Annotated in this window: 12 protein-coding genes, 1 tRNA gene and 1 pseudogene; 13 read left to right on the top strand and 1 reads right to left on the bottom strand. The window is 68.7% G+C overall.

The annotated features are described in order from the left end of the window. The first annotated feature begins 15 nt into the window (after positions 1-15). The 8 genes from J2P76_RS23605 to J2P76_RS06555 all read left to right on the top strand — a co-directional run bounded on the left by J2P76_RS23605 (position 16) and on the right by J2P76_RS06555 (position 12422). On the top strand, positions 16-816 hold the full coding sequence (locus J2P76_RS23605) for a TatD family hydrolase (RefSeq protein WP_242697314.1): 801 nt from the start codon (positions 16-18) through the stop codon (positions 814-816). Between the two features lie 55 nt (positions 817-871). Continuing rightward, the gene (locus tag J2P76_RS06585; protein WP_347565295.1) at positions 872-3319 is read left to right on the top strand and encodes a DNA internalization-related competence protein ComEC/Rec2; all 2448 of its coding nucleotides are present in this window, start codon (positions 872-874) and stop codon (positions 3317-3319) included. A gap of 51 nt (positions 3320-3370) precedes the next feature. Then, positions 3371-4306 carry an alpha/beta fold hydrolase gene (locus J2P76_RS06580; protein ID WP_207405469.1) on the top strand — a complete coding sequence of 312 codons (936 nt, stop codon included), beginning with the start codon at positions 3371-3373 and terminating at the stop codon, positions 4304-4306. A gap of 41 nt (positions 4307-4347) precedes the next feature. Further along, the gene (locus J2P76_RS06575; protein ID WP_207405467.1) at positions 4348-5193 is read left to right on the top strand and encodes a 3',5'-nucleoside bisphosphate phosphatase; all 846 of its coding nucleotides are present in this window, start codon (positions 4348-4350) and stop codon (positions 5191-5193) included. Between the two features lie 7 nt (positions 5194-5200). Then, positions 5201-5758: a transcription elongation factor GreB gene (gene greB / locus J2P76_RS06570; RefSeq protein ID WP_207405464.1), complete on the top strand. Its 558-nt coding sequence runs from the start codon at positions 5201-5203 to the stop codon at positions 5756-5758. Positions 5759-6232: 474 nt separating this feature from the next. Then, positions 6233-10282: a phosphoribosylformylglycinamidine synthase gene (purL, locus tag J2P76_RS06565; RefSeq protein WP_207405462.1), complete on the top strand. Its 4050-nt coding sequence runs from the start codon at positions 6233-6235 to the stop codon at positions 10280-10282. A gap of 107 nt (positions 10283-10389) precedes the next feature. After that, positions 10390-11859 (top strand): M20 family metallopeptidase, encoded by a 1470-nt coding sequence (locus J2P76_RS06560; RefSeq protein ID WP_207405460.1) that lies wholly within the window; start codon positions 10390-10392, stop codon positions 11857-11859. 8 nt (positions 11860-11867) lie between these two features. Next, entirely contained in the window at positions 11868-12422 is a 555-nt protein-coding gene (locus tag J2P76_RS06555; RefSeq protein WP_207405458.1) for a DUF1415 domain-containing protein, read from the top strand. Positions 12423-12437: 15 nt separating this feature from the next. Here the strand turns inward: J2P76_RS06555 and J2P76_RS06550 are convergent. Next, positions 12438-12797, bottom strand: a pseudogene (locus tag J2P76_RS06550) (bile acid:sodium symporter); the annotation flags it as partial. Here J2P76_RS06550 and J2P76_RS06545 point away from each other — a divergent pair. The 5 genes from J2P76_RS06545 to rplK all read left to right on the top strand — a co-directional run bounded on the left by J2P76_RS06545 (position 12732) and on the right by rplK (position 14705). Then, positions 12732-12965, top strand: coding sequence for a hypothetical protein (locus J2P76_RS06545; RefSeq protein WP_347565294.1), 234 nt, complete (start codon positions 12732-12734; stop codon positions 12963-12965). The pseudogene J2P76_RS06550 and the gene J2P76_RS06545 sit on opposite strands and share 66 nt — an antisense overlap. A 114-nt stretch (positions 12966-13079) precedes the next feature. Next, a tRNA-Trp gene (locus J2P76_RS06540) sits at positions 13080-13155 on the top strand. A gap of 131 nt (positions 13156-13286) precedes the next feature. Beyond that, a complete protein-coding gene (gene secE, locus J2P76_RS06535; RefSeq protein ID WP_207405456.1) occupies positions 13287-13667 on the top strand; it encodes a preprotein translocase subunit SecE in 381 nt (126 codons plus the stop codon). Positions 13668-13676: 9 nt separating this feature from the next. Further along, positions 13677-14210 (top strand): transcription termination/antitermination protein NusG, encoded by a 534-nt coding sequence (gene nusG / locus J2P76_RS06530; RefSeq protein WP_012251787.1) that lies wholly within the window; start codon positions 13677-13679, stop codon positions 14208-14210. Positions 14211-14273: 63 nt separating this feature from the next. Continuing rightward, positions 14274-14705 (top strand): 50S ribosomal protein L11, encoded by a 432-nt coding sequence (gene rplK, locus J2P76_RS06525; protein WP_207405454.1) that lies wholly within the window; start codon positions 14274-14276, stop codon positions 14703-14705. The last annotated feature ends 1 nt before the right edge of the window (position 14706 follow it).

The following is a 14706-nucleotide window of genomic DNA, read 5'->3' as shown; positions in this document are numbered from 1 at the left end:
CCCGCCTGACATGCCATGCTGATCGATACGCACTGCCATCTCGACGCCGCCGAATTCGATGCCGACCGCCTGGGCGTGGCGCGCCGCGCCGCTGCGGCCGGGGTGCGGGGCATCGTGATACCGGCGGTCGAGCGCGGCAATTTCGCCGTGGTGCGCGGCCTGGCGCAGCAGGTCGAAGGCGGCGCCTACGCGCTGGGCATCCACCCGCTGTACGTGTCGCGCGCCCATGACGACGACCTGGGCGCGTTGCGCGAGGCCGTGATCGATGCCCTGGACGACCCGCGCTTTGTCGCCATCGGCGAAATCGGCCTGGATTTCTTCGTGCCGGAACTGGCCGCGGGCGAGCCGCGCGCGCGCCAGGAGCGCTTCTACGATGCGCAGCTTGCGCTGGCCGCCGAGTTCGGCCTGCCGGTGCTGCTGCATGTGCGGCGCTCGCAGGACATACTGCTGAAGTATCTGCGGCGCCGCCCTGGCGTGCGCGGCGGCATCGCCCACGCCTTCAACGGCAGCGCCCAGCAGGCGCGGGCCTTCGTCGAGCGCGGCTTTGCGCTGGGCCTGGGCGGCGCCATGACGTACCCGCGCGCCCTGCAGATACGGCGCCATGCCACCGATGTGGGGCTGGACAGCCTGGTGCTGGAAACCGACGCGCCCGACATCCCGCCGGCCTGGCTGTACGCGCCCCAGCGGCGCAACGATCCGGGCCAGCTGCCCCGCATCGCCCAGGTGCTGGCCGAGTTGCGCGGCGTCGACGCCGCCGAGATCGCCCGGGCCACCACGGCCGCCGCCCATCGCGTGCTGCCGCGCCTGCGGACATAACGCAAGGATATTTCCGTTCACCGCACGCCGCGCAGGGCGGGCTGCCGCCTACGCTGTGCGCTTTGCGGAGGCGAATATCGTCGGGCGTCTGTTCCTGCTGGGCGTGGTGGCCGGCACCGCCGCCGTGCAGCACCTGCCGGCGCTGCCGGCCGCCGGCTGGCTGTGGCCCTGGGCCGCGGCATTGGCGCCGTGCTGCGTGGTGGCCACATGCCGCCGGCGGCGCGGTCCGGCGCGCTGGGTGGCGGCCGCCTGGCTGGGCGCCGGCCTGGGCATGGCCTGGGCCGTCTGGCATGGCCAGACGCGGCTCGACGACGCCCTGGCGCCCGCTCATCACGATGTTGTCAGCCGGCTGATCGTGCGCGTTGCCGATCTGCCGCAGGGCGACGCCAGGCAGTGGCGTTTCCTGGCCGACACTGAAGCCGCCGCGCGCCCGGCGGGCATCCCCGCCCGGATTGCCGTGTCCTGGTATGCGCCGCCGGGAGGCCGCCTGCCCGACTTGCTGCCGGGGCAGGTATGGCGCATGGCGCTGGTGCTGCGCCATCCGCATGGCGCCCGCAACCCGCATGGCCATGATGCCGAGGCGCGGCTGTTCGCGCTGGGCGTGCGCGCAGTCGCCACGGTGCGCGGTGTGCCCCGGCTGCTGCGCGACGAGCCGCGCTCGAGCGCCGGCGTGGCCATCGAGCGGCTGCGCCACCACGTGCGCCAGGGCATGCGGCAGGCCCTGGGCGAGCGCCGCTATGCTCCTGTGCTGATCGCGCTGGCCATGGGCGACCAGGCCGGCGTGGCCCGCGAAGACTGGCAGATTTTCAACCGCAGCGGCATCACGCACCTGGTGTCGATCAGCGGCATGCATGTCACGCTGATCGCTGGCCTGGGCGGCGCCCTGGCTGCATTCGCCTGGCGGCGGGGGCGCTGGCGCGGCATCCGCCTGCCCGAGAGGCTGCCCGCCCAAGTCGCGGGCGCGGCGGCGGCGCTGGGCGTGGCGCTGCTGTACTGCCTGCTGGCCGGCTGGGGCGTGCCCGCGCGCCGCACCTTCTTCATGCTGGCGGTGGTGGCGCTGGCCGCCATGGCGCGCCTGCCGTTGTCGCCCGCGCGCATCCTGGCGCTTGCCGCCGCGGCCGTGGTGGCGCTCGACCCCTGGGCGACACTGGCGCCCGGCTTCTGGCTGTCGTTCGGCGCGGTGGCGGTTCTGCTGCGCGCGGCCGCCTCGGCTGGCCCGGCGCTGCGGCGGCCCGGGTGGCGGTCCCGCCTGGCTGTCTTGCTGGGCGAGTTCGGCCGGGTGCAGATGGCCATCACGCTCGGCCTGGTGCCCTTGCTGGCGCACCTGTTGCATCAGGTCTCGCTGGGTTCGCCGCTGGCCAACGCGTTCGCGATTCCCGTGGTCAGTTTTCTGGTGACGCCATTGGCGCTGCTGTGCGCGGCTTTCGGGGTGGTGCCCGGCCTGGACGTCCTGGCGCACGCTTGCGGCGTGCTGGGGCATGCGATTTTCGATTGGACCATGGTGCCGGTGGCCTGGATAGGCTCCGCGCGCTGGGCGGTCGTCGATGTGGCCGCCGCGCCATGGGCGCTGCTGGGGCTGGCCTTGGCCGGCGTAGCGTGGGCCCTGCAGCCGCCGGGCTGGCCGGCGCGCGGCGCGGGCTGGCTGCTGATGCTGCCCATGCTGTGCTGGCGGCCCGAACGGCCGGCGCCCGGGTACTGGACCCTGACCGCCCTCGACGTGGGGCAGGGCAGCGCCGTGGTGATCGAAACGGCCACCCAGGCATGGCTGTTCGACACCGGCCCGCGCCATGGCGAGGCCACCGATGCGGGCGCCCGTGTCGTGGCGCCCTATCTGCGCGCGCGCGGCTATCGGCGCCTGGATGGCCTGGTGGTGTCGCACGCCGACCTGGACCATGCCGGCGGCCTGTCCAGTGTCCTGGCGGCTGTGCCGGTGCAGGGGGCCTATGCCTCGTTCGATTTGCCGGCGCTGTTGCGCCGGCAGGCGGATGCCGGCGGCGCGGCGGCGCTGCCGCTGTCTGTGCGGCGCTGCCATGCCGGCCAGGCCTGGCAGGTAGATGGCGTGGCATTCCGCTTCCTGCATCCCGCGCGCGAAGCGCCGGCGCGCCGCGGCCAGGGCAATGCCCAGAGCTGCGTGCTGCTGCTGCAGGGCAGGGCGCACGCGGCGCTGCTGCCGGGCGACATCGGGGCGGCCCAGGAACGCAAGCTGGCGCCGGGGCTGCCGCGCGTGGACGTGGTGATGGCGCCGCATCACGGTTCGGCGACCTCGTCCAGCGCCGCGCTGGTCGAGGCCGCCGGCGCCACGCACGTAATCGCGCAGGCCGGGCGCCTGAACCGCTTCCGCCATCCGGCGCCGCAGGTGCAGGCGCGCTGGCAGCGCGCCGGCGCGATGTTCTGGCGCACCGACAGGCACGGCGCCGTCATCGCCGCATCCGGCCCCGCGGGCCTGGCGGCCGCGCCCGAAGCGCTGGCCGCGCGGCGCTACTGGCATCGGGCGGCGCCGTGACATGGCTGCTATAACATGTGGGCTCTTTGTGGCACAGCGTCCGGAGCCTTCATGCTGGAACCTCGATTCGATTTCGTCACGTGCGCCAGCCCGGCTGGCCTGCATCGCATGGCCTACACCGAATGGGGCGATCCCGGCAACGAACGGGTCCTGTTATGCGTGCACGGCCTGACGCGCACGGGGCGCGATTTCGATAACCTGGCGCGGCGCCTGGCCGGCGATTTCCGCGTGGTGTGCCCCGACGTGGTGGGGCGCGGCGGCTCCGACTGGCTGTCCGCGCCGGCCTTCTACACCGTGCCGCAATACGTGTCGGACATGGTGACGCTGATTGCCCGCTTGCGGCCGGGTTCGCTGGCCTGGGTGGGCACCTCGATGGGCGGGCTGATCGGCCTGGCGCTGGCGGGCGCCGCCGCCTATGCGCGGCTGGCGCATGCCGCGCAGCCGCATGCCGGCGCCTGGCCTGCCAGTCAGGACATCCGCCTGGAGAGCATGGTGCTCAACGATGTCGGGCCGCGGCTCGATCCCGCGGCGCTGGGCCGCATCAGCCAGTATGTCGGCCAGCAGGCCGAATTCGACACCTTCGCGCAGGCCGTGGACGCGGTGCGGCAGGTGTCCGCGCCATTCGGGCCGCATAGCGATGCGCAATGGGAAGCGCTGACGCGCCATGTTTATGTCGACCGCGGCGGCAAATGGGTCAAGCACTACGACCTGAACCTGGCGCTGCCGCTGGCATCCCAGACGGCCGAGGCCTATTCCGCGGGCGAGCAGATCCTGTGGCGCTCGTACGAGGCGCTGGATTGCCCGGTCCTGATTTTGCGCGGCGCGCAGTCGGATTTGCTGACCGAGGCCACGGCGGCGGAAATGCTGGCGCGCAACGCGCGCGCCAGCCTGCTCGAGGTGGCCGGGGTGGGGCATGCGCCCACCCTCATGGACGAGGCCCAGGTCGAGCCGGTGGCCCGCTTCCTGCTGGGCCGCCCCGAGGCCTGACGGCGGCTTCCCGTGCGGCGCGGCGGCCGTACAATAGACAAATGCAAACTGCCGCCCTGAACGTCGATCTGCATTGCCATTCCACTGTGTCCGACGGCGTGCTGCCGCCGGCCGAGGTGGCGCGGCGCGCGCACGCCAACGGCGTGAATGTCTGGGCGCTGACCGACCACGACGAAGTGGGCGGCCTGGCGCAGGCTGGCGACGCCGCCCGCGAACTGGGCATGCGCTTTATCACCGGTACCGAGATCTCGGTGACCTGGGCGGGGCAAACCGTGCATATCGTGGGCCTGGGTTTCGATGCCGGCGACGCGGCCCTGGTGCGCGGCCTGCGCGACACCCGGGCCGGCCGCGCCGAACGCGCGCGCCGCATGGGCCAGCGGCTGGCCGACATGGGCATGCCGGGGGCCTACGAAGGCGCCTTGCCGTTTGCCGGCAACCCCGAACTGGTCAGCCGCACGCATTTTGCGCGCTACCTGGTGCAGGCGGGCTATTGCCCCGATGTGCAGACCGTATTCAACAAATATCTGGGCGACGACTGCCCCGGCCACGTGCCCATGCAATGGGCCGCGCTGGCCGACGCCGTGGGCTGGATCTGCGCGGCCGGCGGGCGCGCCGTGATCGCCCACCCGGGCCGCTACAAGTATTCGCCGCTGCAGTTCAATGCGCTGTTCGACGAATTCCTGCAATGCGGCGGCGTGGGCATCGAAGTCACCACCGGCAGCCATACGCCCGACGAAGCCCGGCATTACGCCGGAGTGGCGCGGCGCTACGGCTTTCTGGCCTCGCGCGGGTCCGACTTCCACAGCCCGCAAGAAAGCCGCGCCGACCTGGGCAGCCTGCCTGCGCTGCCCGACGATTTGAAGCCAGTCTGGCACGACTGGTTCTAGTACTGCCATGAACAAGGCTTTTGTCAAAGAGTCGGATCGCGACGACGACGATGACCTGCCCGAAGCGCAGGCATTGCCGGCCGGCACCCGCAACTACATGACCCCCGCCGGCTACGCGCGCCTGCGCGACGAACTGGCGCAGCTGATGAATGTCGAGCGCCCGGCCGTGGTGCAGGTGGTGTCCTGGGCCGCCTCCAATGGTGACCGTTCCGAGAATGGCGATTATCTTTACGGCAAGAAGCGCCTGCGTGAAATCGACCGCCGCATGCGGTTCCTGACCAAGCGGCTCGACATCGCCGAAGTGGTCGATCCGGCCGTGCAGCCCAACCGCGATCAAGTATTCTTCGGTGCGACCGTCGCCTACCTGGACAAGGCCGGCGACACCCATGAGGTCACCATCGTGGGCGTGGATGAAGCCGAGCCGCTGGCCGGCAGGATCAGCTGGATCTCGCCGGTGGCGCGCGCGCTGATCAAGGCGCGCGAAGGCGACACCGTGGTGCTGCGCACGCCGGGCGGCGTCGAAGAACTGGATATCCTCGAGGTGCGGTATCCGGAGCAGGGCTGACGGAAAAAAACACGGACGCCATGCCGGCGTCCGTGCTGGAGGCCGGATTCTTTTGTCCGGCCTTCCGGTTGGCGGCTGGTACCGCCGTTCTCCCCTGGGCTGCTGCTTGTTGCCTGCGTGCCGCGACCGGCCTGCCGGCCGAATCATCGGAATCGCAGCATCCTACCGTTGGGTGGACGGGGCGTTAGTGCGTGTTTTCCCGCGGATGAAGGGCTTTTGCAACATGCTGCGGCACGGAAAATTTTCCTGAAAATGCTCTGTTCCAGGCTATTTTGGGGCAGATCCAATGGCTGGAAGTCGATTTTTGCGTTGCAATAAACCGGCGATCAAACAGGCTCAGTGACTTTGTAACCCCGGGGCGCGGTAACGGCGCCCGGCTCATCCCGCGGGTTTGGCGGGCTGGCGCTCGGGGAAATCCCTAAAACGGTAAAATCCCGGTTTTGCCTCTTCTTACTTTCAAACGGCGCCCGCATCGTGTCTCTCGTCCAGCATTTGCCCGGTTCTTCCGTCCTTTCTGCCTTCCGCCGCGAACGCCTGCTGGCGCAGCTTCGGGAAGCCGGCTTGCCCATTGCCGACGTTTCCGCTCGCTACGAACATTTCGTCTGCACCGACACCGCCCTGGATGACAGCCAGCAGGGGCACCTGGCGCAACTGCTCGACTACGGCACCGAGCCAGCCGGCGAGGCGCCCGCCAAGAGCCTGGCGCTGCTGGTCATCCCGCGCCTGGGCACGATATCGCCATGGGCCAGCAAGGCCACCGACATCGCCCACAACTGCGGCCTGGCGGCGGTGCGCCGCATCGAGCGCGGCGTACGCTATTTCCTGGTGCCCGAACGCGGCCTGCTGGGCGCCAAGTCGTTCGACGACGCCATGCTGGCGCGCGCGGCGGACTGCCTGCACGATCGCATGACCGAGACCGTGGTGGGGGCCGACTTCGACGGCCAGGCGCTGTTCCAGCCGCTGGCCGGCAAGCCCATGCGCACCGTGGCAGTCCAGCAGCACGGCCGCGACGCGCTGGTCGAGGCCAACACCACGCTGGGCCTGGCGCTGTCCGAAGACGAAATCGACTACCTGGCGCAGTCTTTCACCAGCCTGGGCCGCGATCCCACCGACGTCGAGCTGATGATGTTCGCCCAGGCCAACAGCGAGCACTGCCGCCACAAGATCTTCAACGCGCAGTGGGTCATCGACGGCCAGCCGCAGTCCGAAACCCTGTTCGGCATGATCCGCGCCACGCACAAGGCGCAGCCGGCCGGCACGGTGGTGGCCTATTCCGACAACGCCGCCGTCATGGAAGGCGGCGCCGCCCAGCGCTTCCAGGCCGGCGTGCCGCAGGCGGGCGGGCAGGGCGGCGACGCCGCGCGCTACGTGCGCCGCGACGCCACCGTGCATACGCTGATGAAGGTTGAAACGCACAACCATCCCACCGCCATTGCGCCGTTCCCGGGCGCCGCCACCGGCGCGGGCGGCGAGATCCGCGACGAAGGCGCAACCGGGCGCGGCTCCAAGCCCAAGGCCGGCCTTACGGGCTTTACCGTGTCGCACCTGCGCTTTCCCGACGCCCCGCAGCCGTGGGAAACCGACCACCACGGCCTGCCGGCGCGCATCGCCTCGCCCCTTTCCATCATGATCGACGGCCCCATCGGCGGCGCGGCCTTCAACAATGAGTTCGGGCGCCCCAATCTGCTGGGCTACTTCCGCACCTACGAGCAAAGCGCCGGCGGCACGCGCTGGGGCTACCACAAGCCCATCATGATCGCCGGCGGGCTGGGCAGCATCGACGCCGAACTCACGCACAAAGAAACCATTCCGCCCGGCGCGCTGCTGATCCAGCTGGGCGGTCCGGGTTTCCGCATCGGCATGGGCGGCGGCGCGGCTTCCAGCATCAGCATGGGCAGCAACTCGGCCGAGCTCGATTTCGATTCCGTGCAGCGCGGCAACCCCGAAATCGAGCGCCGCGCCCAGGAGGTCATCGACCGCTGCTGGCAGCAAGGGCAGGGCAACCCCATCCTGGCCATCCACGACGTGGGCGCGGGCGGCTTGTCCAACGCCTTTCCCGAGCTGGTGAATGATGCGGGGCGCGGCGCCGTGTTCGACCTCAAGCGCGTGCCGCTGGAAGAGTCCGGCCTGTCGCCGGCCGAGATCTGGAGCAACGAATCGCAAGAGCGCTACGTGCTGTCCATTCTGCCGCAAGACCTCGAGCGCTTTGACGCCATCGCGCGGCGCGAACGCTGCCCGTACGCGGTGGTGGGCGTGGCGACCGAATCGCGCCAGCTGCGCGTGGTCGACGGCGAGGGCCTGCCCGGCCTGGACGCCGAGGCGCCGGCCGGCAATGCCGGCACCCGCCCGGTCGACGTGCCCATCGACGTCATCCTGGGCAAGCCGCCGCGCATGACGCGCGACGTGCGGCGCCAGCCTGGCGTGTCGCAGGCGCTGGACCTGGTCGGCATCGACCTTACCGACGCCGCTTATCGTGTGCTGCGCCATCCCACGGTGGCCAACAAATCGTTCCTGATCACCATCGGCGACCGCACCGTGGGCGGGTTGTCCAGCCGTGACCAGATGGTGGGCCCCTGGCAGGTGCCGGTGGCCGATTGCGCCGTGACCCTGGCCGACTACGAGGGCTTCCGCGGCGAAGCCATGGCCATGGGCGAGCGCACCCCGCTGGCGGTGCTCGACGCCCCGGCGTCGGGCCGCATGGCCGTGGCCGAGGCCCTGACCAACCTGGCCGCCGCCGATGTTTCGCGACTGGAAGACATCAAGCTGTCGGCCAACTGGATGGCGGCCTGCGGGGTCGACGGCCAGGACGCCGCGCTGTACGACACCGTGGCCGCGGTCAGCGAGCTGTGCCAGGCCACCGGCCTGTCGATTCCCGTGGGCAAGGATTCCCTGTCCATGAAAACCACCTGGGAGCACGACGGCGAAACGCGCCAGGTGGTGGCGCCGGTGTCGCTCATCGTCACCGCTTTCGCGCCGGTGGGCGACGCGCGCGCCAGCCTGACGCCGCAGCTGCGCACCGACGCGGGCGACAGCGTGCTGATCGTCATCGACCTGGGCCGCGGCCGCCACCGCATGGGCGGGTCGATCCTGGCGCAGGCCTACAACCAGGTGGGCACCAGCGTGCCCGACATCGACGCGCCGCAAGACTTGCGCGCCTTCTTCATCACCATCCGCACCCTGGCCGAGGCCGGCGTGCTGCTGGCCTACCACGACCGTTCCGACGGCGGCCTGTTCGCCACGTTGTGCGAGATGGCCTTCGCCGGGCGCACCGGCATTTCGGTCAACCTCGACATGCTCACCTTCGACCCGGACACGGCCGACTGGGGCGACTACAAAATCCGTCCCGAACAGGTGGCTGTGCAGCGCGACGAGCTCACGCTGAAGGCGCTGTTCTCGGAAGAGGCCGGCGCCGTGATCCAGGTGCCGGCGGCGCAGCGCGACGCCGTCATGCAGGTGCTGCGCGGCGCGGGCCTGTCGAAGCATGCGCACGTGATCGGCGGGCTGAACGACGCCGACACCGTGGAATTCTTCCGCGACGGCAAGAAGGTCTGGAGCGAACCGCGCGCCGGCCTGGGCCGCGCCTGGAGCGAAGTCAGCTACCGCATCATGGCGCGCCGCGACAACCCTGCCTGCGCGCAGGCCGAGTTCGACACCTGGAACGACGCCGCCGATCCCGGCCTGGCGCCGCGCGTGGCGTTCGATCCGCAAGAAGACATCGCGGCCCCGTTCATCGCCACCGGCAAGCGCCCGCGCGTGGCCATCCTGCGCGAGCAGGGCTGCAACAGCCAGGTCGAAATGGCCTGGGCCTTCGACACGGCGGGCTTCGATGCCATCGATGTGCACATGACCGACCTGCTGGCCGGCCGCATCGACCTCAGCGCCATGCAGGGCCTGGTGGCGGTGGGCGGCTTCAGCTATGGCGACGTGCTGGGCGCGGGCGAAGGCTGGGCCCGCACCATACGCTTCAACAGCCGGCTGTCCGACCAGTTCGCCACTTATTTCGCCCGTTCCGACACCTTTGCGCTGGGCGTGTGCAACGGCTGCCAGATGATGGCCGCGCTGGCGCCCATGATCCCGGGCGCGGACCATTGGCCGCGCTTCACCCGCAACCAGTCCGAAAAATACGAGGCGCGCCTGTCGCTGGTCGAGATCGCCGACTCGCCCTCGATTTTCTTCGCCGGCATGGCGGGCACGCGCGTGCCGGTGGCCGTGGCGCATGGCGAAGGCTACGCCAACTATGCCCAGCAGGGCGATGCCGGCAAAGTGCTGGTGGCCGCGCGCTACATCGACAACTACGGCAAGGCCACCGAAGCCTATCCGTTCAACCCGAACGGCAGCCCTGGCGGCCAGACTTCGGTAACCACCGCCGACGGCCGCTTCACCGTCATCATGCCGCACCCCGAGCGCGTCACGCGCAACGTGATGATGTCGTGGGCGCCGCAGAAGTGGGGCGCGGCCGACAGCACGGGCGCCTACAGCCCCTGGATGCGCATGTTCCGCAATGCGCGGGTGTGGGTGGGGTAGGCGGCTGCGCAACGGGCGGCAAGCTCGATGGGGCGGCGGCCAGCCGCCCCATTTTCATGGGCACAGGCATAAAATCAAGCTTTCGCCCCCTTCGACAGGACCGTGCCATGAACGCCCGCATTCCCGACGACGCACTGCCGCCCACCCTCGATCCCGATGCCCTGCAGGCCTTTGTCGACCGCCAGTGGGATGACGAGATCGTTCCCGCGCTGACCGACTACATCGCCGTGCCGGCCAAGAGCCCGGGGTTCGACGCCGACTGGGAAAAGAACGGCTATATCGAACGCGTGGTGCGCGACGCGGCGCAATGGGTCGAGTCGCGCAAGGTGGCGGGCCTGAAGCTCGAGGTCGTGCGCCTGCCGGGCCGCACGCCGGTCATCTTCTTCGACGCGCCCGCCACGCGCGCCGACAACGGCGATACCGTGCTGCTGTACGGGCACCTGGACAAGCAGCCCGAGTTTTCGGGCTGGCGCTCCGACCTGGGCCCCTGGACGCCCAAGTACGAAGACGGCAAGCTTTACGGGCGCGGCGGCGCCGACGACGGCTATGCCATCTATGCCTCGCTGACCGCCATCATGGCGCTGGACGCGCAGGGCATTCCGCGCCCGCGCTGCGTGGGCATCGTCGAGACCTGTGAAGAATCGGGCAGCTACGACCTGCTGCCTTATGTCGATGCGCTGCGCGACCGCCTGGGCAATGTCGCGCTAGTGGTCTGCCTGGATTCGGGCGCCGGCAACTACGACCAGCTCTGGATGACCACCTCGCTGCGCGGCATGGTGGCCGGCACGCTCGAGGTGCAGGTGCTCGACGAAGGCGTGCATTCGGGCGATTCCAGCGGCGTGGTGCCGTCCAGCTTCCGCATCCTGCGCCATTTGCTCGACCGCCTGGAAGACAGCGCCAGCGGCTGCTTGCTGCCGCAGAGCCTGCACTGCGAAATTCCCGCCGAGCGCCGCGAGCAGGTGCGCGAAACCGCCCGCATCCTGGGCGACGAGGTCTGGCGCCGCTTTCCCTGGAGCTGCGGGGCCGACGGCGGCTTCGTGCTGCCCATGACCACCCAGCCCGAAGAGGCGCTGCTGAACCGCACCTGGCGGCCCACGCTGTCGGTCACGGGGGCCGAAGGCCTGCCGCCGCTGTCCAGCGCCGGCAACGTGCTGCGCCCGCGCACGGCGTTCAAGCTGTCGCTGCGCCTGCCGCCGCTCATCGACGCGGTGGCGGCCTCGCAGGAAATCAAGCAGCTGCTCGAAGTCGATTCGCCCTATAACGCCAAGGTCATTTTCCATGCCAACCAGGGCGCCGCCACCGGCTGGAATGCGCCCGCCTCGGCGCCCTGGCTGACCCAGGCGCTGGATGCGGCGTCGCGGCAGTACTACGACGCGCCCTGCGGCTATATCGGGCAGGGCGGCACCATACCCCTGATGAGCCTGCTGCAGCAGGGCTTTCCGAAGGCCCAGTTCATGGTCTGCGGGGTGCTGGGTCCGCGCTCGAACGCCCACGGTCCCAATGAATTCCTGCACGTGCCCTACGGCAAGCGGCTTACCGCCGCGGTGGCGCAAACCATGGCGGCCATGCCGGCCTGACGACGCACATGATCCACACCGCCGGCGCCTACCAGCGCATCATCGACGACACCCGCCTGTGGGTGGAGCGGGCCGTCATCGGCCTGAACCTGTGCCCGTTCGCCAAGGCGGTGCAGGTCAAGCAGCAAGTCCGCTATGCGGCCAGCGACGCCACCGAAGCCGAAGGCGTGCTGGCCGACCTGGAAGACGAATTGCTGTTGCTGTCGCAGGCCGACCCCGACCAGATCGACACCACGCTGCTGATTCTGCCGGACGCGCTGGACGACTTCTACGAGTTCAACGATTTCGCCGATCTGTCCGACCGCCTGCTCAAGCGCATGCGGCTGGTGGGCGAGCTGCAGGTGGCCACGTTCCATCCGGCGTTCCAGTTCGCCGACACCGGGCCCGACGACATCGACAACTACACCAACCGGTCGCCGCACCCCATCCTGCACCTGCTGCGCGAAGAGAGCATCGACCGGGCGGTCGAGGCATTCGGCGACCCCGCCGAGATTTACGAAAAGAATATCGACACGCTGCGCCGGCTGGGGCCCGAAGGCTGGCGCAAGCTGATGGCGGGGTGAGCGCCGCGCGGCCGGTCAGTGCGGCCGCCTGGCATAGCGGGCGGCCAGCACGGCGCAGACCATCAGCTGGATCTGGTGGAACACCATCAGCGGCAGCACGATGGCGCCCACGGCCTGGCCGGCGAAGATCACCTGGGCCATGGGAATGCCGCTGGCCAGGCTTTTCTTGGACCCGCCGAACAGCAGGGTGATGCGGTCTTCGAGGTTGAACTTGAACAGCCGGCCCAGGGCCACGCAGCCCAGCAGGGCCAATGCCAGCAGCACCACGCAGCCCAGCACCAGACCCAGCAGCGCGGGCACGGGGGTGTCGTGCCACAGGCCTTCATTGACGGCTTCCGAAAATGCCGTGTACACCACCAGCAGGATCGAGCCCTGGTNTCGATCGAGCTGCCCAAGGACAAGGAAATGGTGCTGCCGGGCGACAACGTGTCGATGACGGTCAAGCTGCTGGCGCCGATCGCCATGGAAGAAGGCCTGCGCTTCGCCATCCGTGAAGGCGGCCGTACCGTCGGCGCCGGCGTCGTCGCCAAAATCATCGCCTAAATCCGGCGTTTTGCACGGGAAGCCGGCCCATTTCGGGCCCGCTTCCCATGTTTGTCAAAAAAGTAGTACTATGTATGGTTCCGCAAGTTGCCATGCATCGCTTGCAAGCGTTTTAGGGGTATAGCTCAATTGGCAGAGCGTCGGTCTCCAAAACCGAAGGTTGTAGGTTCGATTCCTACTGCCCCTGCCACATTAGTGGCCAAAATATTGATGGCCAAGGTCATGGCCGACCAGGCCCAGTTCGTTGTCAACCCCGCTCGCTCTTAAATTCGCCGGGAGATCACCGCAAGCCGCGCAATCCAGGCCGGCTCGCGTCGCAAAATGTCTAATACCAGCGTAGAAACCGTAACCAGCACCGCCGACCGGATCAAGCTCGGGTTGGCTGTGCTTGTTGTCATTGCTGGCATCGTGGGCTTTTCGATGCTCAGCGCCCAGCCCATGGCCGCCCGCATCGGTGTGTTCATCGGCGGGCTGGTCATTGCCGCCATCATTGCCTGGTTCAGCGAACCCGGCCGCCGCACCCTGAGCTTCGCCAACGAATCGTACAACGAAGCCAAGCGGGTTTCCTGGCCTACCCGCAAGGAAACCACCCAGATGACGGGCATAGTATTTGCCTTCGTCGCAATCATGGGGCTGCTGATGTGGGTGCTCGACAAGGGCATCGAATGGATACTCTACGGCCTGCTGCTGGGCTGGAAATAAGGACGCCGAATGAGTAAACGCTGGTATGTCGTCCATGTGTACTCGGGCATGGAAAAAAGCGTCCACAAGGCCTTGAACGAGCGCATCGAGCGCGCGGGCCTGCAGACGTCGTTCGGCCGCATCCTGGTGCCTTCCGAAGAAGTCGTCGAAATGAAGGGCGGCCAGAAGTCCATCAGCGAGCGCCGCATTTTCCCGGGCTACGTCCTGGTCGAGATGGATCTCACCGACGAAACCTGGCACCTGGTCAAGAACACCAACCGCGTCACCGGCTTCCTGGGTGGCTCGGGCAACCGCCCCACCCCGATTTCCGAAAAAGAAGTCGAGAAGATCCTCTCCCAGATGGAAGAGGGGGTCGAAAAGCCCCGCCCCAAGATCCTGTTCGAAGTGGGCGAGATGGTGCGCGTGAAAGAAGGTCCGTTTGCAGACTTCAACGGCAACGTCGAAGAAGTCAATTACGAAAAGAGCAAGGTGCGTGTGTCGGTCACCATTTTTGGCCGCGCCACGCCCGTCGAGCTCGATTTCAGCCAGGTCGAGAAGACCTGATTTTCAACCCCGGGGAGCCCGCCGCACAGCGCGGCGAGCGTTTGAACCCGCAAGGAGCAAAGCATGGCGAAGAAGATCGTCGGCTTTATCAAGCTGCAAGTGCCGGCTGGTAAGGCGAACCCCTCCCCCCCGATTGGCCCGGCGCTGGGTCAGCGTGGCCTGAACATCATGGAATTCTGCAAGGCGTTCAACGCCAAGACCCAGGGCATGGAGCCCGGTCTGCCGATTCCGGTGGTGATCACCGCCTTCGCCGACAAGAGCTTCACCTTCATCATGAAGACCCCGCCCGCGACGGTCCTCATCAAGAAGGCCGCCGGCGTGCAGAAGGGCTCGGCCAAGCCGCACACCGACAAGGTCGGCACGCTGACGCGCGCCCAGGCTGAAGAAATCGCCAAGACCAAAGAACCCGATCTGACCGCGGCCGACCTGGACGCCGCCGTTCGCACGATCGCTGGCAGCGCCCGCAGCATGGGCATCACGGTTGAGGGGATCTGAT

It is taken from the genome of Bordetella petrii, assembly GCF_017356245.1.
Lineage (GTDB): Bacteria > Pseudomonadota > Gammaproteobacteria > Burkholderiales > Burkholderiaceae_B > Bordetella_A > Bordetella_A petrii_D.
The sequence above is the reverse complement of the archived record's forward strand: the minus strand, read 5'-3'. Positions and strand labels throughout refer to the sequence as shown.